This is a genomic window from Lysobacter oculi, assembly GCF_003293695.1.
GTDB lineage: Bacteria > Pseudomonadota > Gammaproteobacteria > Xanthomonadales > Xanthomonadaceae > Solilutibacter > Solilutibacter oculi.
In genome coordinates, this window is the sequence record NZ_CP029556.1 from 2,242,484 (window position 1) to 2,267,250 (window position 24,767).

24 protein-coding genes are annotated in these 24,767 nt (G+C 70.7%); 3 read left to right on the top strand and 21 right to left on the bottom strand.

The window, feature by feature from the left end; all coding sequences use genetic code 11:
• Positions 1-468: 468 nt before the first annotated feature.
• Positions 469-1,089, bottom strand: a complete 621-nt coding sequence (locus DCD74_RS12865) for a hypothetical protein (RefSeq protein WP_217424255.1) — start codon at positions 1,087-1,089, stop codon at positions 469-471.
• Positions 1,090-1,249: 160 nt separating this feature from the next.
• Here DCD74_RS12865 and DCD74_RS10810 point away from each other — a divergent pair, with 160 nt between their 5' ends.
• On the top strand, positions 1,250-2,224 hold the full coding sequence (locus tag DCD74_RS10810) for a pyridoxal-phosphate dependent enzyme (RefSeq protein ID WP_112927318.1): 975 nt from the start codon (positions 1,250-1,252) through the stop codon (positions 2,222-2,224).
• Here the strand turns inward: DCD74_RS10810 and DCD74_RS10815 are convergent, their stop codons facing one another.
• From DCD74_RS10815 to bioB, 6 genes are all read right to left on the bottom strand, one after another.
• On the bottom strand, positions 2,225-2,851 hold the full coding sequence (locus DCD74_RS10815) for a hypothetical protein (protein ID WP_112927319.1): 627 nt from the start codon (positions 2,849-2,851) through the stop codon (positions 2,225-2,227).
• Between the two features lie 67 nt (positions 2,852-2,918).
• Positions 2,919-3,836 carry a methyltransferase domain-containing protein gene (locus DCD74_RS10820; protein WP_112927320.1) on the bottom strand — a complete coding sequence of 306 codons (918 nt, stop codon included), beginning with the start codon at positions 3,834-3,836 and terminating at the stop codon, positions 2,919-2,921.
• On the bottom strand, positions 3,833-4,597 hold the full coding sequence (bioH, locus tag DCD74_RS10825; protein ID WP_112927810.1) for a pimeloyl-ACP methyl ester esterase BioH: 765 nt from the start codon (positions 4,595-4,597) through the stop codon (positions 3,833-3,835). Before bioH ends, DCD74_RS10820 begins: the two co-directional genes overlap by 4 nt.
• 2 nt (positions 4,598-4,599) lie before the next feature.
• Positions 4,600-5,598 carry a multidrug resistance efflux transporter family protein gene (locus tag DCD74_RS10830; RefSeq protein ID WP_237049597.1) on the bottom strand — a complete coding sequence of 333 codons (999 nt, stop codon included), beginning with the start codon at positions 5,596-5,598 and terminating at the stop codon, positions 4,600-4,602.
• Positions 5,595-6,794 carry an 8-amino-7-oxononanoate synthase gene (gene bioF / locus DCD74_RS10835; protein ID WP_407072239.1) on the bottom strand — a complete coding sequence of 400 codons (1,200 nt, stop codon included), beginning with the start codon at positions 6,792-6,794 and terminating at the stop codon, positions 5,595-5,597. Before bioF ends, DCD74_RS10830 begins: the two co-directional genes overlap by 4 nt.
• Positions 6,791-7,828 carry a biotin synthase BioB gene (gene bioB, locus DCD74_RS10840; protein WP_112927322.1) on the bottom strand — a complete coding sequence of 346 codons (1,038 nt, stop codon included), beginning with the start codon at positions 7,826-7,828 and terminating at the stop codon, positions 6,791-6,793. The genes bioF and bioB overlap by 4 nt, the downstream gene beginning before the upstream one ends.
• Before the next feature lie 43 nt (positions 7,829-7,871).
• Here bioB and DCD74_RS10845 point away from each other — a divergent pair, with 43 nt between their 5' ends.
• Positions 7,872-8,609, top strand: a complete 738-nt coding sequence (locus tag DCD74_RS10845; protein ID WP_112927323.1) for a ComF family protein — start codon at positions 7,872-7,874, stop codon at positions 8,607-8,609.
• A gap of 4 nt (positions 8,610-8,613) precedes the next feature.
• On the opposite strand, the gene ubiA is transcribed toward DCD74_RS10845, so the two are convergent.
• Together ubiA and DCD74_RS10855 are read right to left on the bottom strand one after the other, a co-directional pair.
• Positions 8,614-9,516 (bottom strand): 4-hydroxybenzoate octaprenyltransferase, encoded by a 903-nt coding sequence (gene ubiA, locus DCD74_RS10850; protein WP_112927324.1) that lies wholly within the window; start codon positions 9,514-9,516, stop codon positions 8,614-8,616.
• Positions 9,517-9,553: 37 nt separating this feature from the next.
• Positions 9,554-10,459: a LysR family transcriptional regulator gene (locus DCD74_RS10855; protein WP_112927325.1), complete on the bottom strand. Its 906-nt coding sequence runs from the start codon at positions 10,457-10,459 to the stop codon at positions 9,554-9,556.
• 93 nt (positions 10,460-10,552) lie between these two features.
• Here DCD74_RS10855 and DCD74_RS10860 point away from each other — a divergent pair, with 93 nt between their 5' ends.
• Positions 10,553-11,434: a pirin family protein gene (locus DCD74_RS10860; RefSeq protein WP_162615989.1), complete on the top strand. Its 882-nt coding sequence runs from the start codon at positions 10,553-10,555 to the stop codon at positions 11,432-11,434.
• A gap of 31 nt (positions 11,435-11,465) precedes the next feature.
• Here DCD74_RS10860 and DCD74_RS10865 read toward each other — a convergent pair whose 3' ends face one another.
• From DCD74_RS10865 to DCD74_RS10920, 12 genes are all read right to left on the bottom strand, one after another.
• The gene (locus DCD74_RS10865; RefSeq protein ID WP_112927327.1) at positions 11,466-12,680 is read right to left on the bottom strand and encodes a type II secretion system F family protein; all 1,215 of its coding nucleotides are present in this window, start codon (positions 12,678-12,680) and stop codon (positions 11,466-11,468) included.
• Positions 12,680-14,356, bottom strand: coding sequence for a GspE/PulE family protein (locus DCD74_RS10870; protein ID WP_112927328.1), 1,677 nt, complete (start codon positions 14,354-14,356; stop codon positions 12,680-12,682). Before DCD74_RS10870 ends, DCD74_RS10865 begins: the two co-directional genes overlap by 1 nt.
• Before the next feature lie 76 nt (positions 14,357-14,432).
• Complete coding sequence (locus tag DCD74_RS10875) at positions 14,433-15,875, bottom strand: DUF1501 domain-containing protein (protein WP_112927329.1); 1,443 nt, start codon at positions 15,873-15,875, stop codon at positions 14,433-14,435.
• Positions 15,876-15,885: 10 nt separating this feature from the next.
• Complete coding sequence (locus DCD74_RS10880) at positions 15,886-17,604, bottom strand: DUF1800 domain-containing protein (RefSeq protein WP_162615990.1); 1,719 nt, start codon at positions 17,602-17,604, stop codon at positions 15,886-15,888.
• 161 nt (positions 17,605-17,765) lie between these two features.
• The gene (gene gspD, locus DCD74_RS10885) at positions 17,766-19,946 is read right to left on the bottom strand and encodes a type II secretion system secretin GspD (protein WP_112927331.1); all 2,181 of its coding nucleotides are present in this window, start codon (positions 19,944-19,946) and stop codon (positions 17,766-17,768) included.
• Positions 19,947-19,965: 19 nt separating this feature from the next.
• Positions 19,966-20,724, bottom strand: a complete 759-nt coding sequence (locus DCD74_RS10890; RefSeq protein WP_162615991.1) for a hypothetical protein — start codon at positions 20,722-20,724, stop codon at positions 19,966-19,968.
• Positions 20,721-21,341 (bottom strand): type II secretion system protein GspM, encoded by a 621-nt coding sequence (gene gspM, locus DCD74_RS10895; protein WP_112927333.1) that lies wholly within the window; start codon positions 21,339-21,341, stop codon positions 20,721-20,723. Before gspM ends, DCD74_RS10890 begins: the two co-directional genes overlap by 4 nt.
• Positions 21,338-22,432 (bottom strand): PilN domain-containing protein, encoded by a 1,095-nt coding sequence (locus DCD74_RS10900; protein ID WP_162615992.1) that lies wholly within the window; start codon positions 22,430-22,432, stop codon positions 21,338-21,340. The genes gspM and DCD74_RS10900 overlap by 4 nt, the downstream gene beginning before the upstream one ends.
• Positions 22,420-23,244 carry a type II secretion system protein GspK gene (locus DCD74_RS10905; RefSeq protein WP_162615993.1) on the bottom strand — a complete coding sequence of 275 codons (825 nt, stop codon included), beginning with the start codon at positions 23,242-23,244 and terminating at the stop codon, positions 22,420-22,422. Before DCD74_RS10905 ends, DCD74_RS10900 begins: the two co-directional genes overlap by 13 nt.
• A gap of 5 nt (positions 23,245-23,249) precedes the next feature.
• Positions 23,250-23,855: a prepilin-type N-terminal cleavage/methylation domain-containing protein gene (locus DCD74_RS10910; protein WP_162615994.1), complete on the bottom strand. Its 606-nt coding sequence runs from the start codon at positions 23,853-23,855 to the stop codon at positions 23,250-23,252.
• Between the two features lie 8 nt (positions 23,856-23,863).
• Positions 23,864-24,337 carry a type IV pilus modification PilV family protein gene (locus DCD74_RS10915; RefSeq protein ID WP_162615995.1) on the bottom strand — a complete coding sequence of 158 codons (474 nt, stop codon included), beginning with the start codon at positions 24,335-24,337 and terminating at the stop codon, positions 23,864-23,866.
• Complete coding sequence (locus DCD74_RS10920) at positions 24,334-24,756, bottom strand: GspH/FimT family pseudopilin (protein ID WP_162615996.1); 423 nt, start codon at positions 24,754-24,756, stop codon at positions 24,334-24,336. The genes DCD74_RS10915 and DCD74_RS10920 overlap by 4 nt, the downstream gene beginning before the upstream one ends.
• Positions 24,757-24,767: the final 11 nt, after the last annotated feature.

Below are 24,767 nucleotides of genomic sequence, written 5' to 3' on the forward strand. Positions count from 1 at the left end.
AACGGGGCTTTGGCCGGCATCCGGGTCAGGCTTGGACGCGGATCCCGCTCAGGCCTGACCCAATTGGTCCATCACGAACGCTTCCGGCGTGCCTTGGCAGGGTAAACCGGGAAGTACGTCGCGCTTTTCGGTCGGTGCCGACCCCGGTGAAGGCATTTTCACCCTTGGCACGGGAATTGCTGCATTACCCATGCACTCGGAAGTGACCAAACGCGCAAGCGTTGCCGGTATTGGAGCAGGGGCCGGCGGTGTGCACTACGAGGTAGCGGAGGGGTCGGATGTCGGGGGACGTCCGGCCCCTCATTTTTTCCGGGGTTCCCGCTGTTTCCGCCTGCGGTCCGCACAAAGCGCGACGCCCGCAAGAGGACGGAACAGGGGGGATCCGTATGTTTCCTCAGGCGGGCGTCGCGGGGAAAGCTTGCGCTGCAACAGGGCGGCTTGCAAGCTTTTTTGCGTGGTTTTACCGGCTCAGGGCTCGATCGGCGGCGTGTTCCGCTTGGCCTCGCGGGCCTGACGCAGGATGTCCCCGCTCGCGCTGCCCCCGGTGCTGCGGCGCGGCGGCTGGCTGGCCGGCGGCACGTTGCCACCCTCGTTCTGCCCGGTCGAAGGACGCGGATAGTGCGGTCGGGTCGGGTAGTTGTAGCGCGGCGGCGGCACCCGGTAGCCGGGATAGCCGTAACCCGGATAGCCATAGCCCGGGTAATTCGAACCGGGATAGCCGTAGCCGGGGTAGCCGTAGCCGGGGTAGCCATAGCCCGGATAGTTGGAACCCGGATAGCCGTAGCCCGGATTGCGGTAGTAGCTGTTGTTGGCGCGGCCCGTCACCAGCCGGCCGTCCGGCATGCGGTAGATCGGGTTGCCGTAGCGGTCGTAGCCATAGACCGTGGCGCGGCCGTAACCGTAGCGGTCGTAGCCGCCATAGCCGCCGTAATTGCCGTAGCCGTACGGATAGCCGCCGACGCTGCCGCTGACATAGCCGCCACTGCCGATGCGGGTGCCGACGGTGCCGCTGACATAGGGCGTGACGCAGCCGGTGAGCAGCATCGCGGTGCCGAGCAGGCCGGCGCTGAGGATGGATTTGCGGATCATGGTGTGGAACCCCCCGTGGAACATGGGTCCACCTTCGGGCATGGCGATTGAATCCGCCCTTAATTTTTCGCTAAGCGCCCCGGCGATGAAGATCGGGTGATGAACCGTTCAGATGCCGCCGATGTGGAGGCCTGGCCGTGCCCTGCGCTAGTCTGCGGCGATGCCTGATACCGCCGCATCGCCCAGCCTGCCCGCCTTCCCCGACCTGCTGGATGCCGCCGCGCGCATCCGCCCGCATGTGCGCGCCACGCCGGTGCTGCACGCCGATGCGCTGGATGAGCTGGCCGGTGCCTCGCTGCACTTCAAGTGCGAGAACCTGCAGCGGATCGGTGCCTTCAAGTTCCGTGGCGCCTGCAACGCCGTGTTCGCGCTGGATGACGCGACGGCCGCGCGCGGCGTGGCCACCCAGAGTTCCGGCAACCACGGGGCGGCGATCGCGCTGGCCTGCCGGCTGCGCGGCATCCCGGCGACCGTGGTGGTGCCCGAAGGCGCACCGGCCATCAAGCTCGATGCCATCGCCGCCGAAGGCGCACGCATCGTCCGCTGCGCACCCAACATGCGTGCCCGCGATGCCGCCGTGGCCCAGGTGGTCGATGAAAGCGGCGCCACGCTGATCCATCCCTTCGACCACCCGCACGTCATCGCCGGGCAGGGCACCGCCGCGATGGAGCTGCTGGCCAGCGACGGCAAGTTGGATGCCTTCGTCGCGCCGGTCGGTGGCGGCGGCCTGCTCTCGGGCAGCGGCATCGCCTGCCGCGCGTTGTCGCCGGAGACCGAAGTCTGGGGCGCCGAACCCGAGGCCGCGCGCGACGCCTTCGATTCGCTGGCCAGTGGGCAGCTGATCACCGACCGCGTGCCCGACACGATCTGCGACGGCCTGCGCGGCCATCTTTCAGCACGCACCTTCGCGCTGATCCGCCGTGATGCGAAGGGCATGCTGCTGGCCGACGAAGCCGCCATCCGCGAATCGCTGCGGCTGGCCTGGCGTCATCTCAAACTGGTGATCGAACCCTCCGCCGCGGTCGCGCTGGCGGTGGTGCTGGCGCATCCCGAGCATTTCCGCGGCAAGCGCGTCGGCATCCTGCTCAGTGGCGGCAATGTGGATGTCGCGGCGTTGCCCGCGTTGATCGGCTGATCAGCCGCCCGGCGCGGCAGACGCTGAGGATTTCAACGTCGATGCGATCCCGTCGCGCAGCAGCAGGCGGGTGATCGCGGCGCGTTCGTCGCGCGGCTGTGAGGCCACCGCGTCCAGCAGCCAGCCGAGCGAGCGGCAGCGCTGCGCTTCCATGTCGGTGGCATCAGTGTCGGCATCGGGCGCGGTGGGGTTGCCGAGCGCCGAGGCGCTGAAGCCGTCGTTGAGCATCGCCGCGCGCACGCCGGCCTGGGTCAGCTGGCGTCGCGCCGCCGCTTCATCGAACGGCATCGGCCGGCCCTGCCAGCCGGACAGTGCGACATCGGCCAATGCGCCGGTGAGCGCATCGCGGTTCGCATCGGACAGGCCCTGCGCCAGCGTGAGCCAGGTGTCGGCGCTGCCGCGCGCGTCGGAGGCGAGCGCGCGGCAGACCTGCAGCGAATCGGTCGGCGACTTCATCAGGCCATGCACCGACTGGAACAGGCCGTCGAGCGATTCGGCGCTGGCGCTGCGCAGCAGGGCGTCGGCCTGCACGCCGAGTTGCGCGCGATCCTGCGCGAGCGTGGGCCTGGGCGCGAGGCTGAAACAGATCGCGGTGGTGAGCAGCATGGCGAGCGCGCGCGGCGACATCGGAATACTCCGGCGATGGGATGGCCGGAGTCTAGGCGGGCGCGGATGAACCTTCGCGGGTGCGCGCTCAGGTGCCGCGGCGGCGGATCGGGATGCGCGAGATCGGGATTTCCGCGACTTCGCCCAATGCATCGCGGCGCGGCGTGCCCGGTTCCGGCGCCCAGGCCTGCGCGTAGATCGCTTCCCAGCGCACCGGATAGCCACGTTCATCGCGCGGGTGGGCGGCTTCGGCGGCGGCGAAACGCGCGCGTCCGGACAGCGCATGGCGGCGCGCGTGCAGGGCATTGGTCGCGCCCATCGCGCGCAGCGATTTGAGGATGTCGGCGAAGGCCGGCTGGTGGTCGATGAAGATGTCACGGTCGATCACCGGCTCGCGGAAACCGGCTTCGACCAGCGCATCGCCGAACGGCGCGATGGCGGTGAACGGGCTGACATGCGGCAACGCGTCGGCGGCGGCGAAGGCTTCGCGCAGCTCCGCCAGCGTCTCGCTGCCGAAGGTGGACACCAGCAGCATGCCGCCGGGTTTCAGCACGCGGCGGAACTCGGCGAAGGCGGCGGTCAGGTCGTCGATCCACTGCAACGCGAGATTGCAGAACAGCAGGTCGACGCTGCCATCGGCCAGCGGCAGCGCGCGCAGGTCGGCATTGAGGCGCGGGATTTCGCGCGCGCGCAGTAACTGGCCACGGGTGTTGTCGCGGGCGGCGTGCAACATCGGCAGCGCGGCATCGAGCGCGATCACCTGCGACCTGGGCCAGCGCGCGCGCAAGGCGTGGGCGGCGCGGGCCGGCCCGCAGGCGACATCGACGACCACCTGCGGCACTTCATCGCGATGACGCAGCGCCCAGTGGTCGAGCGATTCGAGCAGCCGCGATTCGATCTCGCGCTGCAGCGGCGAGGCGGCGTCGTAGCCGTGCGCGGCCCGCCCGAAGGCGCGGCGCACCTGGCGGGTGTCGAACAGCGGCGGGCGAGGCGGCGCGAAGTTCATGCGGAGGTGTCCAGCAGCGGCGCGAGTGCAGCCACCACCGCATCGGCATGGGTGAGGAAGGGCGCGTGGCCGGCGTGTTCGATCACCGTCACCGGAGCCTCGGCGGTGAGCGATGCGGCTTCGGCCATCGCGCGCGGATCGACTAGGCGGTCGCGGCGTCCGGCGATCCATGCGCTCGGCAACGCGAGCGCGGGCAGGCCGGCGCGCAGGTCGCTGGTTTCGAGCAGATGCAGGCCATCGGCCAGCACCGAGGCGGCCGGCTCGCCGCGCGCGAACAGCGCATCGCGCAGGCTGCGGAGTTCCTCTTTGGCGTGATCGGAACCGAAGGCTTCCAGCGCGAGGAAACGATCGAGCGTGCCGCGCCAGTCATCGCGCAGGCCGCTGGCGAAGTCGCGGAAGATCTCCGCCGACATGCCCCAGCGCCAGTCGTCGCGGCGCACGAAACAGGGCGAGGCGCAGAGCATCGCCAACGCACGCATCGGCGCGCCGCGTTGCGCCGCATGCAGGGCGATCAGCCCGCCGAGCGACCAGCCGCACCAGAGCGCATCGGCCGGCACGACATCGGCCACCGCATCGGCGGCGGCCTGCAGCGTCAACGCGGCTTCGGCATCGCGCGACAGGCCGTGGCCCGGCAGGTCCACCACATGCAGCGTGCAGCGGTCGCGCAGGCGCTCGACCAGCGGCGCGAACACGCCGCCGTGCATCGCCCAGCCATGCAGCAACACCAGGTCGGGGCCGTAGCCGCTGCGTTCGACATGCAGGCTCATGCGCCATGCTCCGAGCGCATCGCCTGCACTTCGCGCGCATCCGACTTGCGCGGACGCGAGGCGACCCAGGCGAAGGCGACGATGCCGGTGACGATCATCGCGCCGCCGGCCAGTGCACCGCCTTTCGGCCAGGCCTCGTGCAGGAACAGCACGCCGAGCACGCTGGCGAAGATGAGTTCCGCCGCCTGCATCGCTTCCGCCGCGGCGAGCGCGGTGGGGTTGTCGCGGACCAGGCCGGTCGCCTTGAAGAACAGGATGGTGGCGATGACGCCCGCCGACAGCGCCACGCCGGCGGCCAGCCACACCTGCGAAACCGACGGCGCGCCGGCCTGCGAGAACGCGTACACCGCGACCAGCAGCCACAGCGGCTGGCTGGCGAGCGTCATGCCGAACACGCGCTGGGTGGCGTCGAGCGGCTCGCCGGTTTTTTCCAGATGCAGCAGCAACAGTCGGTTGCCGAGCGGATAGAGGATGGCCGAGCCGAGCACGCAGGCCAGCGCGATCCACGCCGCGCGGTCCATGCCGCCGTCGGCGTGCGAGACCTGCATCAGCATCACCCCGGCCAGGATCAGCAGGCCGATGCCCCAGGCCGACATCGGCACCTTGCGGCGCACATCGCGGTAGAGGAAAGGCGCGCAGAGCATCCCGGCGATCACGGTGAACTGGAAGCTGCCGGCGATCAGCCACGACGGGCCGCTGTCCGCCGCATAGGCCAGCAGCACGTAGAACAGCACGAAGCCCAGCGCGCTGCAGGCCAGCCACGCGCCGGGGTGGGCGCGCATCGACTGCCACAGCGGCCGCATCCGCCCGCGCATCAGCGGGATCATCAGCGGCAGGGTGATGAAGTAGCGCAGGCAGGCCGTCCACGCCCAGTGGCCGCCTTCGCTGGCGCTGGCGCGGTTGAGCACATAGGTCAGGGTGAAGAACAGCGCCGAGGCGAGCGCGATCAGCACCGCGGCCAGCGCGACCCGGCCGTGCGCCTGCGGCGCGCTCACAGCGGGGTGCCGACGCGGCGCCGGGTTTCGTCGCGGGCGCGGCAGAGGGCGTCCACCAGCGCGTCGATGTCTTCCGGCGTGTGCAGCGCGGAAAGCGTGATGCGCAGGCGCGCGGTGTTTTCCGGCACGGTCGGCGGGCGGATGGCGACGGTCAGGAAGCCTTCGTCGCGCAGCGCGTCGGCCATCGCCAGGGCATGCGCGGCGGTGCCGCAGACCAGCGGCTGGATCGGCGTGTCGGAATCGAGCAGGGCGAAGCCATTGCGGAGCGCGGCGGCGCGGAAGCGCAGGGTCAGCGCCAGCAGTTTTTCGCGGCGCCAGTGTTCGCGCCGGGCCAGCTTGACCGCCGCCAGCGAGGCCGCGGCCTGTGCCGGGGTGAGCGCGGTGGTGTAGAGATACGGACGCGCGGTTTCGGCGAGATGCGCGACGTAATCGGCCTCGCCCGCCACCACCGCGCCGAAGCTGCCGAGCGCCTTGCCGAGCGTGGCCAGCTGCAGCGGTACTTCCTTCACCGTCAGCCGCGCGGCCGCCACGCTGCCGCGCCCCTCCGGGCCGACCACGCCGATGCCGTGCGCGTCATCGACATACAGCGTCGCGCGCTGGACCATCGCGGCCAGCGCGAGGTCGCGCAGCGGCGCGAGGTCGCCGTCCATGCTGAAGACGCCGTCGGTGGCGATCATCGCCGCGCCATCGGGATGGGTGCGCAACTGGCGCAACGCGCCTTCGACATCGCCATGCGGATAGCGGCGCAGGTGGCAGCTGGCCAGGCGGGTGGCATCGAGCAGGCTGGCGTGGTTGAGGCGGTCCTGCACGCAGACGTCGCCTTCGCCCAGCATCGCCTGCACCACCGCCAGGTTGCCGGCCCAGCCGCTGGAGAACGCCAGCGCCGCCGGCACCTGCAGCCAGTCGGCGACTTCGCGTTCCAGCGCATCGTGGATGGCCATGTGGCCGCAGACCAGGTGCGAGGACACGCCGCCGGCGCCGGAGCGCGCGGCCTCGTCCTGCAGGGCGCCGATCACCGAAAAATGCTGCGACAGGCCCAGGTAGTCGTTGCTGCAGAAACCGGTCAGCCAGCGGCCGTCGATTTCCAGATGCACGCCGTCGCGGCGCTGGATGGATTGGCGATGCCGGCGGCGGCGCCGGTCGTCGCGCTGCTTGCGCGCTTCCAGGATGCGATCGCGCAGCGAAGGACGCATCAGGCGGCGGCCGAAGCGAGGATGTCGGCGTGCACGGTCTCGCTGCACGGATTGATGTCGGCGCCGGCGAACGGCATCGGCTTCAGGCCCAGCCGCGCGAACAATGCGTCGTCGCGCGCGGTGTCCGGATTGCCGGTGGTCAGCAGCTTGTCGCCGTGGAAGATCGAATTGGCGCCGGCCAGGAAGCAGAGCGCCTGCAGCTCGTCGCTCATGGTCTCGCGGCCGGCCGACAGCCGCACCATCGACTTCGGCATGACGATGCGGGCGACGGCGATCGTGCGCACGAACTCGAACGGATCGAGTTCCTTCTCCTCGGCCAGCGGCGTGCCGGCGACGCGCACCAGGCGGTTGATCGGCACCGAATCCGGGTGCGCCGGCAGCGTGGCCAGCGTGTGCAGCAGGCCGGCGCGCTGGTCGCGCGACTCGCCCATGCCGACGATACCGCCGCAGCAGGTCTTCAGGCCGGCATCGCGCACGTTCGACAGCGTGTCGAGGCGGTCCTGGTAGTCGCGGGTGGTGATGACATCGCCATAGAAATCCGGCGCGGTGTCCAGGTTGTGGTTGTAGTAGTCGAGGCCGGCGTCTTTCAGCGCACTGGCCTGGGTGTCGCTGAGCATGCCGAGCGTGGCACAGGTTTCGAGACCCAGCGCCTTCACCCCGGCGATCATCTCGGCCACCTTCGGGATGTCGCGGTCCTTCGGCGAGCGCCAGGCCGCCCCCATGCAGAAGCGCGAGGCACCGGCGGCCTTGGCGGCGCGGGCCTTCTCCAGCACCGCATCGCATTCCATCAACTTGGTCGCGTCCACGCCGGTGTGGTAGCGCTGCGCCTGCGGGCAGTAGCCGCAGTCCTCCGGGCAGCCGCCGGTCTTGACCGAGAGCAGGGTCGAGACCTGCACCTCGTCGGCGTTGAAATGCGCACGGTGCACGCTGGCGGCGCGGAACAGCAGGTCGGTGAAGGGCAGCGCGAACAGCGCGGCGACTTCCGGGCGCGTCCAGTCGTGGCGGACCGGTGCGGCGCCGAGGGTGGTTTCAGACATGTCGGATGGACCGGGGGCAGGGCAGGCGGCCAGTCTGGAAACCATGCCCCGCCCTGTCAACTTTTCGCCGCGCCCGTGGGTTGACGGCCTGCTGCGCCGGCTCTGGCCCGCGTCCTGTTTGGTGTGTGGCCTGGCGGGGGATGCCGGCGCCGACCGCGACCTGTGCCCGGCCTGTTTCGCCGCCCTGCCGTGGAACCGCCACGCCTGCCGGCGCTGCGCCCTGCCCCTGCCGGTGGCTGATGCCGATGCGCGCTGCGGCGACTGCCTCGCAAGCCGGTCGCCGCTGGATCATGTCGAAGCCGGCTTCGTCTACGCCGCGCCCTTCGACCGGCTGGTGCCGATGTTCAAGTTCAACCAGTCGCTGGCGTCGGGGCGCCTGCTGGCCGGCCTGATGGCCGATGCCCTGCGCGATGCCGCCGCCCACGCCCCCGACGCCGTCTTGGTGCCGATCCCGCTGCATCGCCAACGCCTGCGCCAGCGCGGCTACGACCAGGCGCTGGAACTCGCGAAGCCGCTGGCCCGCGCGCTTGGGCGGCGGATGGACGCGCGACTGCTGCAGCGCCCGCGTGCGACCGGCGCACAGTCGCGGCTGGACAAGGCCGGCCGTGCCCGCAACCTGCACGGTGCGTTCGCGGTCCGCGCCGGCATCGAGCCGCCCGCCCACGTGGTGCTGGTCGATGACGTGATGACCACCGGCGCCACGCTGGAAGCCGCCGCCCTCGCGCTGCGTGCGGCCGGCGTTGCGCGGGTGGATGCCTGGGTGTGCGCGCGCGTCCCGTAGGGGTTCAGCGCAGGGCGAAGTCCAGCGCGATGCCGGCGAAGACCGCCATCCCCACCCAGTTGTTGTGGAGGAAGGCGCGGAAGCAATCGGCGCGTTCGCGGGTCCGCGCGATGCGGAATTCCCACAGCACCAGCAGCACGGCCACGCCCAGCCCGGCCCAGTAGAAATGCCCCATCTCCGCGCGCTGCCCGGCCAGCCCCAGCGCCAGGAACATCGCCGCGTACAGCACGCCCTGCGCGACCAGGTCCAGCTCGCCGAACAGGATCGCGGTGGATTTCGAACCCATGCGCAGGTCGTCCTCGCGGTCGACCATGGCGTACCAGGTGTCGTAGGCGGTGGCCCAGAGGATGTTGCCGATGTAGAGCAGCCAGGCGACCGGCGGCACCGTGCCCTGGATCGCCGCGAACGCCATCGGGATGCCCCAGCCGAAGGCCATGCCGAGATAGACCTGCGGCAGGTAGGTGTAGCGCTTGAGGAAGGGATAGCTCGCCGCCAGCGCCACGCCGACCACGCTCATCCAGATCGCCAGCTTGTTGAGCGTCAGCACCAGCGCGAAGGCGGCCAGCATCAACACCGCGAACAGCGCCAGCGCTTCCTTCGGCCTGACCTCGCCGGTGACCAGCGGGCGCTGGCGGGTGCGCTCCACTTCGCCATCCAGCCAGCGGTCGGCGTAGTCGTTGATCACGCAGCCGGCGCCACGGGTCAGCCAGACGCCCACGGTGAAGACGACCAGCGGGTGCCACTCCGGCAGGCCGCCGCTGGCGATCCACAGGCCCCACCACGTCGGCCACAGCAGCAGCAGCCAGCCGATCGGCCGGTCCGCGCGCATCAGCCGCAGGTAGGCGCCGAGCCTGCGCCGCCAGGCCGGGCGCAGGTCGGGCGCCGGCGCGTATCGTTCGTAACTCATGGCGAAAGCGTAGCAGCGGGTGGAGGAAGCGGCTTCGTCAATCCACGTCGAGCGCGGCGAAACGCTGGGCCAGGAAATCGATCAGTGCGCGCACCGCCGGCAGCACCCCGCGCCGCGACGGGAACACCGCGTGGACGATCTCCTCCTTCGGCGCCCAGCCTTCCAGCACGTGCTGCAGCCGGCCCTGCGCGACCAGCTCGCGGGTGACCATGCGCGGCAGCTGCACGATGCCGACGCCGTCCACCGCCGCATCGCGCAGGGCGAGCATGCCGCGGGTGACGAAACGCGGCTGGTGGTGGATGGCGGCGTGTTCGCCGCTGGGCCCGTGCAGGTCCCAGACATGCTGGTTCTGCGGCAGGCCCAGATCCATGCTCGGGTAGCCGAGCAGCGCTTCCGGCGTGTCCGGCTGGCCGAGCCGCGCCATCAGGCGCGGGCTGGCGACCAGGCATTGCCGGCGCGAGGCCAGCACCCGCATCACCAGGTCGGAATCCTCCAGCGGCGGCGGCCGCACCCGCAGCGCGATGTCCAGCCCTTCGCCGATCACGTCGACCCGGCGGTTGGTGGCGTCCAGGTGCAGGCTGACCTGCGGATGCAGGCTCAGGAATTCCGCGACCATCGGGCCGACGTCGGTGTCGAGCAGGGTGATCGGGCAGCTCATCCGCACCGTGCCGCGCGGCTCCGAGCCCTGCCGCAGGATCGCCTCCTCGGCGGCGGCGACTTCCACCAGCGCGGCCTTGGCGTGGGCGTAATAGGCCTGACCGGGCTCGGTCACGTTGAAGCGGCGGCTGGAACGCTGGATCAGGCGCACGCCGAGACGTTCCTCCAGCAGGGCGATGCGCCGGCTCAGCTTCGACTTCGGCACGCCCAATGCGCGACCGGCCGGGGCAAAGCCGCCGTGGTCCACCACATGGACGAAGTAATAGAGGTCGTTGAGGTCCTGCATCGTTCGGATGATAGGACGATGCGGGATATTTTTGCCATCTACACAAGGCATCGTCCCGAAATTACCTTGTCTGCAACGGCGGATGGTCCGCCCGTGGAGTTCCCCATCAAGAAGATCCTCAACATCGGCAGCGCCCCCGGACGCCACTGGGTGGGCGACGGCTTCCCGGTCCACGGCATGTTTGGCTACAGCGGCCCGGGCGTGGCCGAGCGCAGCCCCTTCCTGCTGCTGGACTATGCGGCGCCGACCTCGTTCACCCCCAACGACGGCTACCGCCGCGGCGTCGGCCAGCATCCGCACCGCGGCTTCGAGACCGTCACCATCGTCTACGAGGGCGAGGTGGAGCACCGCGATTCCACCGGCCGCGGCGGGGTGATCGGGCGCGGCGACGTGCAGTGGATGACCGCCGGCAGCGGCATCCTCCACGAGGAGTTCCATTCCGAGCGTTTCAGCCGCGAAGGCGGGCCGTTCGAGATGGTGCAGCTGTGGGTCAACCTGCCGGCGCGCGACAAGATGGCCGCGCCCGGCTACCAGGCCATCACCGATGCCAGCATCCCGGTGGTCACCCTGCCCGAAGGCCGCGGCCAGCTGCGGGTCATCGCCGGCGAGTTCGATGGCCAGGCCGGCCCGGCCAGCACCTTCAGCCCGCTGCATGTCTGGGATCTGCGGCTGGCGGCCGGCGCCCACATCGACCTGCCGCTGCCGGAAGGCTGGACCACGATGCTGGTGGTGCTCGACGGCACCGTGCAGGTCAATGGCGATGCGCTGCTGCGCGCGACGCAGATGGCGACGTTCTCGACCGAAGGCGACCGCGTGCAGGTGGAAGCCAATGGCGAAGCCAAGCTGCTGCTGCTGGCCGGCGAGCCGATCGACGAGCCGGTGGTCGGCTACGGGCCGTTCGTGATGAACAGCCAGGCGGAGATCGCCGAAGCCGTCCGCGATTTCAACAGCGGCAAGTTCGGGTCGATGGCCTGAGCGGGTGCAATGATCGGCTGGGGCGCGTGCCTCAGCCGATCACGCTGGTCAGGTCGTAGAGCGGCACCAGCACCGACATCACCACCGCACCGATCAGCGCGAACATCACCACCGTCACCACCGGCACCAGCGCGGCCATCGCGCGGTCCAGCGTGCGGCGGATGTCCTGCTCCAGCGTGTCCGAGGCCTTGATCAGCAGGGCGTCGAGTTCGCCGGCTTCCTCGCCCACCCGCATCATCTGCAGGGCCAGGCGCGGGAAGTGCGGCTCCGGCGCCAGCGCATCGGACAGGCGCGCACCGCTGCGCACCGCATCGCTGGCGCGTTGCGCGGCGGCGGCGAGCACCGCGTTGGACAGCACGCCCTGGCTGATCCGCAACGCGCCCATCATCGGCACGCCCGATTCCAGCAGCATGCCCAGCGTGCGCAACCAGCGTTCGGCATCGATGCGCGCCAGCAGCGGCCCCAGCGCCTTGCGCCGCAGCAGCCAGGCATCGAGCTTCGGTTTGGAATCCGGCTTCTTCATCCAGAGATTGGCGATGAAGAGCGCGGCGAAGACCAGCGCGAACAGCAGCCACCACCAGGTCCGCACCCACATCCCCAGGCCCAGCACGACCTTGGAGAACCAGGGCAGCTCGGCCTGCAGGTTGGCGTACATCTCGGCGAACTGCGGCACCACGTAGCCGAGCAGGAAGCCCATCGACAGCAGCACCGTGCCCATCAGGATGACCGGGTAGATGGCGGCGTTGATCAGGCTGCGGCGGAAGCCCGCGCTGCGGCCCAGGTATTCCGACAGGCGGCGCAGCACCTGCGGAAGGGCGGCACCGGCCTCGCCGGCCTTGACCTGGCTCTGCACCAGCGGCGGGAAGGCATCGCCGTGGCGGGCCATCGCCGCCGACAGGCTGCTGCCGCCGCGCACGTCGTCGCGCACTTCGGCCAGCAGCGGGGCCAGCGCGCCGGTCGCGGATTCCTGCAGGATCGCCAGCGCGCGGTCGATCGGCTGGCCGGCGGCGAGCAGCGTGGCCAGCTGGTCGGTGAAGCGCAGCAACGCATCGCCATCGACCCTGTTGGATCTGCGCCACGGCGCCCATGCGGTGCCGCGCGAACCGGCGCCGGCCGGCTGCACGTCGAGTGGCGTCCACTGCCGCGCGTGCAGCTGCGCGACGGCGCTGGCGGCGTCGGCGACATCGAGCACGCCATCGCGGCGCTGGCCCTTGTCGTCGACGGCGGTGAAACGGAACGTCGCCATCAGCCGAGCTGGGTGACCCGCAGCACTTCTTCCAGCGTGGTCTGGCCGGCCAGCGCCTTGCGGATGCCGTCATCGGCCATGCGGATGTTGCCCTCCGACGCGGCGATGGCTTCGAGCTGGCCGACCGTCGCGTCCTGCATCACCGCGTGGCGCAGCGCATCGCTCATCAACACCAGTTCGACGATGGCGAGCCGGCCCAGGTAGCCGCTGGCCGACAGCGCGGAAGGCGTGGGCCGCCACAGCTGGATGTCGCCTTCCGGCTGGAAACGTCGCAGCCCGAAGCGTGCGATTTCCTCCTCGCTGGCGAGGTAGCGCTCGGCGTGCGTGGGTTCGAGCCGGCGCACCAGCCGCTGCGCCAGCAGCGCGTTGACGGTGGAGGTGACCAGGTAGTTCTCGATGCCCATGTCGCGCAGGCGGGTCAGGCCACCGCAGGCGGAATTGGTGTGCAGCGTGGACAGCACCAGGTGGCCGGTCAGCGCCGACTGGATCGCGGTGCGCGCGGTCTCGATGTCGCGCATTTCGCCGACCAGGATGATGTCCGGGTCCTGGCGCACGATCGCGCGCAGGGCGCTGGCGAAATCCAGCCCGATCTGCGGCTTGACCTGGATCTGGTTGATGCCGTCCATCCGGTATTCCACCGGGTCCTCGACGGTGATGATCTTGACCCCGCTTTCATTGAGCTGGGCCAGCGCCGCGTACAGCGTGGTGGTCTTGCCGGAGCCGGTCGGCCCGGTCACCAGCACGATGCCGTGCGGCAGCGACAGCGCCTCGCGCAGCCGTGCGCGCTGGGCGTCGGTGTAGCCGAGCGCGCCCAGGTCCAGGCTGACGTTCTCGCGGTCGAGCAGGCGCAGCACCACCGATTCGCCATGCGTGGTCGGCACGGTGGACACGCGCAGGTCGAGTTCGCGGCCCTGCACGCGCAGCTGGATGCGGCCGTCCTGCGGCAGCCGGCGTTCGGCGATGTTGAGCCGGGCGAGGATCTTGAAGCGGCTCATCACCGCAGGCGCCATCGCCAGCGGCGGCGCGTCGGCTTCCTGCAGCACGCCGTCCACGCGGTAGCGCAGTTTCATCTCGCGCTCGAACGGCTCCAGGTGGATGTCGGATGCGCGCAGTTCCACCGCGCGCTGCAGCACCTGGTTGACGATGCGGATCACCGGCGCTTCCGAGGCCAGGTCCTTGAGGTGCTCCACGTCGTCGAGGTCGGCGCCGGCATCGGCGGTCTCGTCGTCGCGCGCGGCTTCGGCTTCCGGATACCACTTCGACAGCAGCGCGGTGATCGCCGCGCGCGGCGCCACCTTCAGGGCCAGCGGGCGGCCCAGCGCCAGCGCGAGCGCATCCAGCGGCGGCGCCAGCCACGGGTCCGCCGTCCACACTTCCATCGCCTCATCCACTTCCGCCACCGGGATCAGCTGGAACTGGCGCAGGAAGCGCGGCGAGACATCGGCGGTATCGGGCGGCGCTTCCGGTGCGTCGGCGGCCTCGGCCAGCGGCAGGTCCATCGCCTCGGCGGCGGCGCGCGCGTGGTCGGCTTCGGCCAGCACGCCCAGCCGTTCCAGCAGCGGCAGCAGCGGCACCGCATCGGTGTCGCCCCGCAGCGATTCGGCGCGGCGGATGTCGTCGGGCTTGAGCCGGCCGCGCTCAAGCAGGGTGTCGATGATGCGGGTCTCGTGGCTCACGCGGGACTCGAAGGACCGGGACGAAGCATCTTAGTCCCCACGCGCCGCGCGGGGATGCCGGCCGCCTGCGTCATCCTCAGCCCAGGAAGCCGAGCGTCGGCGTCGGGAAGTTGCCGATGCCCGGGAACACCAGCGGCAGGTCGCTGCCATCCACGCCCAGCCAGCGGGCGAGGGTGGCCGCCATCTGGTTGTTGGACGTGGTGGGGATGACGCGCCCGCGTTCGATCAGGCGCGGCCCGTCGAGCGAGAGCAGCGGGTAGTCGCCCCAGACCTGGCGACCGCGCAGCGGTCCGCCGTTGGCGCTGGATCCGCCCATCATCAGTTGCACGCCGCCCCAGCCGTGGTCGGTGCCGTTGCCGTTGCTGTTGAGGGTGCGGCCGAAGTCGCTCATGGTGAAGGTCACGGTGTCGTTGAGCGCGCCGACCTCGTCCAGCGCACGCCGGAATGCCAGCAGCGCCGAACTCAGCTTGCCGAGCAGCGCGGTGTGCTGGGTCATCTGGTTGTCGTGGGTGTCGAAGCCGCCCATCGACGCGAAGAAGATCTGCCGGTGGTGGTTGACCGCCGGGCTGCGGCTGGCCTTGATGGTGCGCGCGATCATCTTGAGCTGGTCGCCCAGGTTGTTCTCGGGCGGGAAGATGGTGGCGACGGTGCCGTCATTGGCCAGCGCAGTGCCGAGCGCGCTGGAGATCGCCAGCGAGGACTCGCCGATCACGCCGTACTGCGACTGCATCACCGGGCCGTAGTCGCGGCCGAGCAGGTCGAGCAGCGCGCGGCGGCGGATGGCATCGCCGTTGCCGGCGTTCTCCGACAGCCGGCGCAGCGCCACCGGGCCCTGGTTGCCCATGCCGTAGGGCGTGGTGAACTGCCCGGCCTGGAACAGGTTGTTGCCGTTGAGCGAGATCGACGGCGGCAGCACCGGCAGCGCGGTCGAGGCCGGGTTGCGCAGCAGGTCGGCGGACAGGCCGCCCCAGCCGAACTGCAACGCGCGGTTCTCGGAATGCCCGCGCATCCACAAGCGCTGCTGGTCGTTGTGCGAGAACAGCGCCGCCGGCAGGCGCGCGCCCGCCGCGTATTCGCGCTTGTCGGCGATCGGCTGGGTCAGCGTGCCGACATTCGCCAGGAACGCCAGCTCGCCCTGCTCGAACAGCGTCCGCATGCCGTCGCAGGCCGGGTTGAGGCCCCAGGTCTTGCCGGCGGTGTCGGTGACCGGCAACAGCGTGGCGCGGTCGATCGCCAGCCCCTGGCTGTTGGCCGCGGCATCGTAGACGCCGCCGCGGATGCCCAGGTAGGCGTCGTATTCCGGCTGCGCATGCGGGATCAGCATGTTGAAGGAATCGTTGCCGCCGAACAGGAAGATGCAGACCAGCGCGCGGTAGCCGCTGGTGGGCGCGGTGGTGGCGGCCAGCGCCCGGCTGACCAGCTGGAACTGCGGGAAGGCGGACATCGCCGCGCCACCGGCCATGGTCAGACCGAGCTGCTTCAGGAAGCGACGGCGGTCGTCGTGGGTCTCGTGGGACATGGGGGATTCCTCAGCGTTGCACGACGAATTCGGGGGCGGCCATCGCCAGCTGCACCAGCGAGGTGACGCACTCCTCGGGCGAACGGTTGGCGGTCTTGAGCTGGTCCAGCATCGACACCATCGTGGTGCGCGTGGCCGGCGATAGCGTGCCGTAGAACAGCAGCGTGTCGATCAGCGAGACCATGCCCGCGTGGTCGCCGGCATTGGCGCGGGCGAGCAGCGCCGTGCTGTCGAGGACCGGGCCCGGCGTGTTGGCCGTGGGCGGGGTGGGACTGAAGCTGGTCCAGGCCCCTTCCGACTGCTGGTTGAAGATGCTGCTGAAGCTGGCCTCGTTGTAGAGCTGGAACTCCGGCGCATGGATGCCCGGCACGCCGCCGCTGGCCGGCAGCCGGTAGTCGGGTTCGTAGAAGTTGAACACCGACGGCGCACGCAGCGAATCCTGGCGCAGCGACTGGGTGAAGTCCCAGGAATTGTTGAGGCGGAAGCGGTATTCCCCGCTCGGCATCGGCAGGTACCTGGCATCGAAGGCGCGCCACAGCGTGGTCAGCTGGATCAGCGGTTCGCGCGCCTTGCCGAAGGCGGCATCGCCGGCGGCCGGCGGCACGCGTGCCTCCACGTCGAGCAGGATCGCGCGCAGCACCTGGCCCAGGTTGCCGTTGCTGTCGGTCCACGTCTTCGACACCCGCCCGATGTAGGCCGGGCTCGGGTTGCTGGTGACGAAGCGCTGGATCAGCTGGCGGCTGATGAAGGGCGCCACGTTGGAATGCGCAGCCAGCGCGTCGAGCGTCTGCGCCAGGCTGGCCCGGCAGTCGCTGCCACGGTCGATGACGATGCCGCGGAAGATCGTCTTCGGCTTGTCCTCGTGGTACAGCGGGTGGCATTCCATCGGCCGGTAGTCGTTGTCGTGGCCGGCCCAGCTCCAGTACTTGGCATCGGTGTTGCCGGCCCAGGTCCAGCCGGTGAACACCTGGGCCATGCCCTTGACCTGGTCCTGGGTGTAGGTGGGGATGGTGTTGCCGGCGCTGTCGAGCTTGGCGCTGAAATCCGGGTTGCGTTCGACCAGGCCGATCGAGAACAGCTGCATCACCTCGCGTGCGTAGTTCTCGTCCGGCACCACGTTCACCGTGACGCCCTGGGCATTCTTGTAGGTGACCGCCTTCTGGTTGGCGAGGTGGCTCAGGTAGGTGCCCATCGCCGGGTGCAGCGTCACTTTTTCCAGCAGCTCGCGGTAGCTGCCGAAGGCCTGCCGGTCCAGCAGGTCCTGGTAGTCGGTGATGCGGTCGAAACTGCGGATGTTGTAGTCGATGTCCGACACCACCATGATCTGGCTGAGCGCGAAGCCCATCCGCAGGCGCAGCTGGTCACGCGCGCTGGTGGCCTGCCACAGCCAGTAGTTGCGGCGCTCCTGGTAGGTCAGCGTGCCGGCCGCGGTCATCTTCTGGATGTGCGGCAGGATCAGCGTGGGCGGCGTGCGCACCGGGTCGAGCTGCTCGTCCAGCCAGCGCGTGTAGCCGATCTGCCGCAGCCGGGTGATCTCGGCGCGGGTCGGCCCGAAGGTGGCCTGGGTCAGGAAGCGCGCGGCTTCCGCATCGGATTGGGGGATGTCCGCATAGGCGGGTGGCGGCGTGAGCGGGGGCGGGGGCGTCGTGCCGCCCGTGCCGCTTCCCGGACTTCCACCGCCGCCACCTCCACCCCCACAGGCGGCCAGCGCGACGGACAGGACAACCAAAGCAAGGCTACGCGAGCCACGACACAGGGCCATGCACTATTTCCCCACACACGTTGCCCCTGTACGACGGATGCTAGGCGATTTCACCCCGCCTGCACATTCCTGACGACGCATGGGGCACCCGGATTCCCGTGAACGGCTTCACGGATCCGGGCGGGGGCTCAGCGTTTCGGCTTCTGCTGCAGGCGGATCGGTTCCAGGCCCTTGAAGCGGCGGCCGTACTCGTCGGTCAGCGCGCGCGCCTCGCCCGGGTCGCGGATCAGGCGCGGGGTGATCAGGATGATGACCTCGGTGCGCGCCGAGCGGTCGCTCTGCACGCCGAACAGCCCGCCGACCACCGGCAGCCGCGAGAGGAAGGGCACGCCGGACGTCCCCTTCGAGGCCTCGTCGCTGATCAGGCCGGCCAGCATCACCGTGTCGCCGCTCTGCACCGCGGCCTCGGTCTTCATGCGGCGGGTGTTGATGCGCACGTTGCCGTAGATGTCGGCCACGCTGCCCGGGCTGCTGACTTCCTGCACGATGTCGAGGAAGACCATGCCGTCGCGGGTCACCCGCGGGCGCACCTTGAGGATGGTGCCGGTGTCGAGGTACTGCACCTGGCTGTAGGTCGGCGTGTTGCCGGTGCCGGGGTTGACCGTGACCGAGGCCACCGGGATGCGGCTGCCGACGTTGAGCGTGGCTTCCGCGTTGTTCTTGACCATCAGCGACGGCGTCTGCAGCAGGCGCAGGTCGGTGACCTTGTCGAGTGCGGTCAGCAGCGCCGCCACGTTGTGGCCGAGGAAACTCAGCGCCAGCCCGCTGCCGTCACCGATGATGCTGCCGCCGACCAGCCCGAAGCCCTGCTTCTGCGCGGCCGCGGCGCGGATGGCGGGATCGGTGATGCCGTTTTCCAGATACCAGTTCACGCCGTAGCGCAGGTCGCCGGTCAGGTTCACTTCCACCACCTGCGCCTCGATGTGCACCTGCAGCGGCATCACATCGAGCTTCTGGATCACTTCGCGGATCGACTTCCATGCCGAAGGCGAGGCCCGCACCAGCAGCGCGTTGTTTTCCTCCACCGCCGCCACGCCGACCTGGTCGCCGTTGACCTGCAGGCGCACCGCGCCGCTGCCGCCCTGGGTCTGCGGATTGAGCTGCATCTGGCCGTTGAAGCCGCCGCCCGCCGCGCCGGTGTTGCCGACCGTGGCATTGCTGGTGCCGCTGTCGGCGGAGACCGGCGTGTCGCGGATCTCGGTCGGGGTGAGGCCGGGCATCAGGCTCGGCGGCTGCGCGCCGGCCTGCGCCGTGGTGCCGCCGAAGACCTCCGCCAGCCGCTGCGCGAGTTCGCGCGCCTTCACGTACTTCAGCTCGTAGGTGTAGAGCCGGCCGCCGGTGGCACCGCCGTCGATGCGGTCGATCCACTGCTGGATGTCGTCGAGGTAGTTGGGCTGCGAGGCGATCACCAGCACCGAGTTCGACGCCTCCAGCGGCATGAAGCGGAACATGCCCGCGACCGGCGTGCGGCTCTGTTCGCCGAACACGCGCTCCAGGTCGTTCACCACCTGCGCCGCGCGCCCGCTCTGCAGCGGGAACACGCCCACCGACATGCTGGCCATCCAGTCCACGTCGAAGGTCTGGATGGTGCGGCGGTAGTTCTCCAGCTCGGTCGGGGTGCCGGCCAGGGTGATGATGTTGCGGCCGCCGTCCACGTTGACGATCGCCGAAGGCCGCGCGTACGGCTTGAGGATCTTTTCCATCTCGGTGGCCGAGATGTAGCGCAGCTCGTACGGGCGCACCTGGTAGCCGATGCCGCGCGAGCTGCCGTTGCCACCGGCCACCGAAGGCGCGAGCAGGCCCGACGACACCGCCTGGTCGGCCGGCACGATGTTATAGCGGCCGTCGGCCCAGATCAGCCGCGCGTTGTTCCAGCCCAGCACGCTTTCCAGCAGACGCAGCGCTTCGGCCTGGGTCACCGGGCGCGGGGTGTTGATGTTGACCGTGCCCTGCACGCCGGGCGCGATGACGTAGTTCTGGCCCAGCATGTCGCCCAGGATGACCGCGACCAGCGACTGGATCGGCTCGTCCTGGAACACCAGCGAGGTGCCGCCGCGGCCCTTCACCGGGCCGCTCAGCGCCGGCGCCGACGGCGGCGCGATGGCCCGGCCGTTGCCGCGGCGGATCACCGGGCGCGGACTGGCGTCGCCTTCCAGCAGCACGCTTTCCTGCGGCATCGCCGGCGCCTGCGTGCCGGCCACGCCGGTGCTGCGGCTCAGGTCGGCGTCGCGGCGCATCTCGGGCACGGGCGCGGTGGCGCAACCGGCGAGGAGGACAAGGGCAAGCGGGGCAGTGAAGCGAATGGTCATCGGCGGGACTCGTGCGCGCTCAATGCGGCGGGCGTGGAGAGGGGGAAGGTGGGGCAGGTTGGCTCATCTGCCGGCGGCGTGCCTGTATGCGCTGGCGGATCGCTTCCACCTGCTGGCGCTGCTCGGGGGTTTCGGCGGCGTCGGTGGCGGGATTGGGCGGCACGGGCACGGCGGCGCCGGCCTGCCCGGTGATGCCGGGGGTGGCGGGCGGCGGCGGCGCAGGGGCGCGCGGTTCGCTGCCCTGCATCGGCGCGGCGGCCGGCGGCGGCGCGTTGAGCGCGTTGCGGGCTTCCAGCTTCAACACCTGTTCCTGCTCGCCGTTGCGGAACGTCGCCGTGCGCGGGCCGAGCGCGACCAGCCGCCAGCCCGGCTGGGTTTCGACTTCATCCCCCAGGCGCACGCGCAGCGGCTTGCCGCCGCCCTGGCCGGGCGAGAGCGTGGCCAGTTCCAGCCCCGGCGAACGCACGATGCCGGTCAGCGTGGCCATGAAGCCGTTGGCGTTGTCGCCGCTGATGCCGCTTTCGTCGCCGACCGCGGCGACACGCGGATTGCGGTCGTTGAAGAACAGCGGACGCGCCCAGGCGGCATCGGCGGGGTTGGGAGCCTGCATCGGCGGCGCGCTGACCTGCGGATAGACCGGCAGGGTGCCGGCGCCGGCATCGACCCCGTCCTGCGCGGGCGCCGGCCACAGCAGCGCCCAGCCGCAGAACGCGGCGGCGGCGACCACGACGGCCGACCACAGCCGCGTCGAGACCGGCATGCGTGACACGGCACTCATGGCGCGTCCCCGGCGGACGCCGTCGGCTGCACCTGGCCGCTGACGCTCAGGCCGACATCCAGCACGCCGGCCAGGCCGGTTAGGATGGCGCCCGGGTACTGCGGCGGCGCGGAGATGTTGAGGTCATCGACCAGCAACGCCGGCTGGCCGCTTTCGAGCAGATAGAGCAGCTGCAGCAGCTCGGCATTGCCGCAGCGCAGGCGCAGCACCAGGGTGGCGCGGCGCGGGTCGCTGGCGACCGGCGTGGGGTTGCGGCTCTGCACGCGGCAGCGCTGGCCTTCGCCGCCGACCATCGCCACCGACTGGTCCACGCGCTGGGCGATGCCGTCGATGGCCTGCGCGACGCTGCCTTCGGGCAGCCACAGCGGTTGCTGGCGCGATGCGTCTTCGGCGGCGAGCAGCGCGGCTTCGATCGGGCCGCGTTGCGCCACCAGCGCCTGCGCGCGGGCCTGGCGTTCGGCGAGCTGGTTGGCCTGCGCACGGGCGGCGCTCCACGGCTGCCACCACAGCGCATGCAGCAGGCCGATGGCGATGGCCAGCGTGATCGCCAGCATCAACACCGCCACGTTGCGCTGGCGGCGTTCGATGGGTGAGAGGGCGGGCGCGACGGCGGTCATCGCGCGGCCTCGTTCGAAGGCGGAAGCAGACGCATCGACACGGTATAGCGGTCGCCGCCGTTGCCGGCATCCGCCGCGACCGCGCCGGACATCGCCACATCGCGCCACAACGGGCTGCCCTGCAGCGCCGGCACCAGCCGGGTGGACTGCGGCGACACGCCTGAAATCTGCAGCTGCGTGCCCTGCACCGCGAGGCGCTCGACATAGCTGTTGGCCGGCAGCCGCTCGCCCAGTTCATTGAGCAGCGCCGACAGCGGTGCGCGGCGTTCGCGCTGCGCCTGGATCTGGCGCGCGCCCTCGGTCAGGTCGGCCAGCCGCTGGCGCTGTTCGGACACGCGTCGTGCCTCGTCGCGCGTCTGCCGAAGCTGGGTGTCGATGTCGGCGGCGCGGGCCTTCTCGCGCTGGATCGAGCCGAAGCCGGCCACGATCACCAGCCCGAGCGCGATCGCGGCGAGGACGAGGTTGCGGCGCCGCCAGCGGTTGACCGGCTGCATCCGCAGATCCATCGGCAGCAGGTTGACGCCGGAAGGCATGCCGGCGTCGGTGGCGACATCCACCCCCTGCAGCACGATGCCGAGCGACTGCGCGCGCGCCAGCAGCGGCGCGAGGCGCGCCAGCGGCACGGCGACGAGTTCCGCGCGGAGCTGCCGGGCGACCGGGTCGATCGACAGCGTGCGCGCGTCCCAGGTGACATCGGCGGCGGTGAACGGCGTCTGCCGGTCGATCTCGTAACGCAATGCTTCATGCAGATGGCCATCGGCGGCCTGCGGCAGGTTCAACATCGAACGCACCGCATTGGGCGGCGACAGCAGCAGCCAGCGCGGCAGGTCGGGATGGCGGGCGAGGACGGCTTCGGCATCCACCTCCGATGCGGTGGCCGGCGCGGCTTCGTCACGGCGCCCGACCCAGGCCTGCGGCGTGTCGCCTTCCAGCTTCAGCCAGACGCCGGGCGGCAGCGGGAACCAGCGTTGCCGCAATGTCGCGGGCAGCGCCAGGCGCAGGCCGTGGCCCCATGCGTCGAACAGGCGATGCAGCCCGCCGAGCGCACTGCTGGAACGTCCTGCCGGCGGTGCCGGAATTACTGCCCCCATGAACCGTGTTCCCAAGCGAGCCAGACGGAAGCCATGCCGCCACTCGCGCGCGGGAAGGCGCGCAGCACGACGAAAACGCGGCCGGGAGGTCTTCCGGGCCGGCGAGCAATCGATTCTATGGCATAAGTTCCGCTGCCGAATTCGGGTCCGGCGGCGGGCGAAGTGTCGGCGCCGGCGCGCCCGATCGCGGCCAGTGCCTCGCGCATCGCCGGACTCGCCAGGCGCCATTCCGGTTGCGCGGCATTGCCATGCACGGTGAGTTCGCCGCCGATCCGCGCGAGGGTGTCCGCGCTGACGCCCGGCCACTGCCGCAGTTCCGACACGCTGGCGATCGTCCGCACCACGCCGGTCACCGGTGGCGGTGCGCCGGGGACCGCCGGCAGCGGGGGCGCGATGCCGGTGTTGTCGCGCCGGAGCGCCTGCAGCCCGCCGACGATCCGCGCGCGCTGTTCGGCCGGCACCTGCCTGGCCTGCATCAGCGCGGCCAGCAGGTCGGGGTCGCCCTGGTTGAGGTCGAACTTGCCGGCTTCGTCGCGAAAGGTGATCTGGATGTCCCAGCCGTCGAGTTGCAGGCGGTGCGGCGTCATCGACGGCCCCCACGCCTCGCTGCCCAGCGCGCGGTCATTGCGCGCCACCGCGTAGGCGATGCCGGCGCGGGCGGCGGCTTCGGCCTGCACGCGGTCGAACTGCGCGCGCGCCTCGATGTGGCCGACCTTCGCCGAATACGCCAGCACCGCGACCATCGTCATCAGGATCGCGATCAGCCACAGCATCAGCGGCAGCGCGAATCCCCGGCAAAGGCGCCTCGTCATCGTCCTCATGGCACCGGGTTCACCGCGAGCGGGATGCGCACATCGAGCAGCGGCCATTCCGGTTCGCCCGGCCGCGCGGTCATCCGCACTTCGATCCATTCCGGGAGGATGTCGCTGCGTTTCCATTCCGGCAGCCACGGTCCGGGCCGCCCGTCCTCGTCACGCCCGCGATAGCGGAATTCCGCGCGGGCCAAGTCCGCCACCAGCGTGGTGCGCTCGTCCGGCGCGCAGGCCAGCCCCGGCACGCCGCGCGGCCCGGTGGCGACGCAGATCAGTTGGCCGGCACCCGCCGACTGCACTTCGATCACCTGCCGCATCGGCCCGGCGAGCGTGGGGTAGGGCGGCATCTCGGTGACGAATTCCATCCGCAATGCGTTGCCGAGGAACATCGCCTCGCTGCCGTCGCCGGGGTCGAACTTGACCGCCATCGCCGCGCCGATCCGCCCGCGCAGCAGGCTGGCCACGGCGTTGCGGGTCATGCTCGCTTCCAGCAGCGCCTCGCTGCGTGCCTGCGCCCGCGACATCCCGCGCACGCTCGCCGCGGTGACCGCGATCGCGCTGGCCAGCAGCAGGGTCGCCAGCAGCAGTTCCAGCAGGGTGAAGCCGCGCATCCGGCGGATCATTTCGGTGCGCCCCCATCGCCCGCCGCATCGCCACCGGGCACCGGGCCGGAAGCGGTCGGCGGCGGATTGACCAGCCCGACCATGCGCACCGACTGCGCGCGTCCGCCGTCATCCCACTGCACTTCCAGCGTGGTCTGCCAGAGCCGCGCGCGGCCGTTGGCATCGACCAGCAGGCCTTCGGGGTCGGCGTATTCGGCCACCTCGCGCGACCACTGGTAGCGGCCGCCCTGCACGCTGCCGTGTTCGCGGCCCAGCGCCAGCCGCCGGCCTTCGGCCTCGTCGCTCAGCGACTGCGCCCATTGCGCCGCCTCCGCCGCCGAGCCCGACCAGCCGATCTGCCGGTAGGCGCGTGCCGACACCGCCAGCACCGTGGTCAGCACCAGCGCCATCAGCGCGAACGCGACGATGAGTTCGATCAGGCTGAAGCCGGCTTCTTTTGCATGGCGATGTGGCTTCGGCGGCGCGCTCACGGCGTCGAGGCCCGGGTCGTCCTGACCTGCCCGGTTAGCCAGTTCACGTCCAGCCGCCACGCCTGCGTGCCCTGCGACAGTTCGATGCGCCCGCCGCTGGAGGCGCCGTCGGGGAAGAACAGGATCGCGCCGCCACGCGGCGTGCGCAGTTCGGCGGCGGTGATCATCGACAGCGCGATGGCCTCCGGCACCGGCTGCGGCTTGCCACCCGCCGCCTGCCAGCGGTGCGCGGCCGATTCCAGCTCGAAGCGCTGCACTTTCTGTTCCAGCATCGCGCGGGCGCCGGCATCGCGCAGGCCATTGGCCATCTGCGCGGTCGCCGCCCGCAGGCGCGGGCCGTCGCTGCCGCGGGTGAAGGCCGCGGCCATCATCGTCATCGCGCCGGCGACCAGCGCCAGCACCAGCAGGATTTCCAGCAAGGTGAAACCGG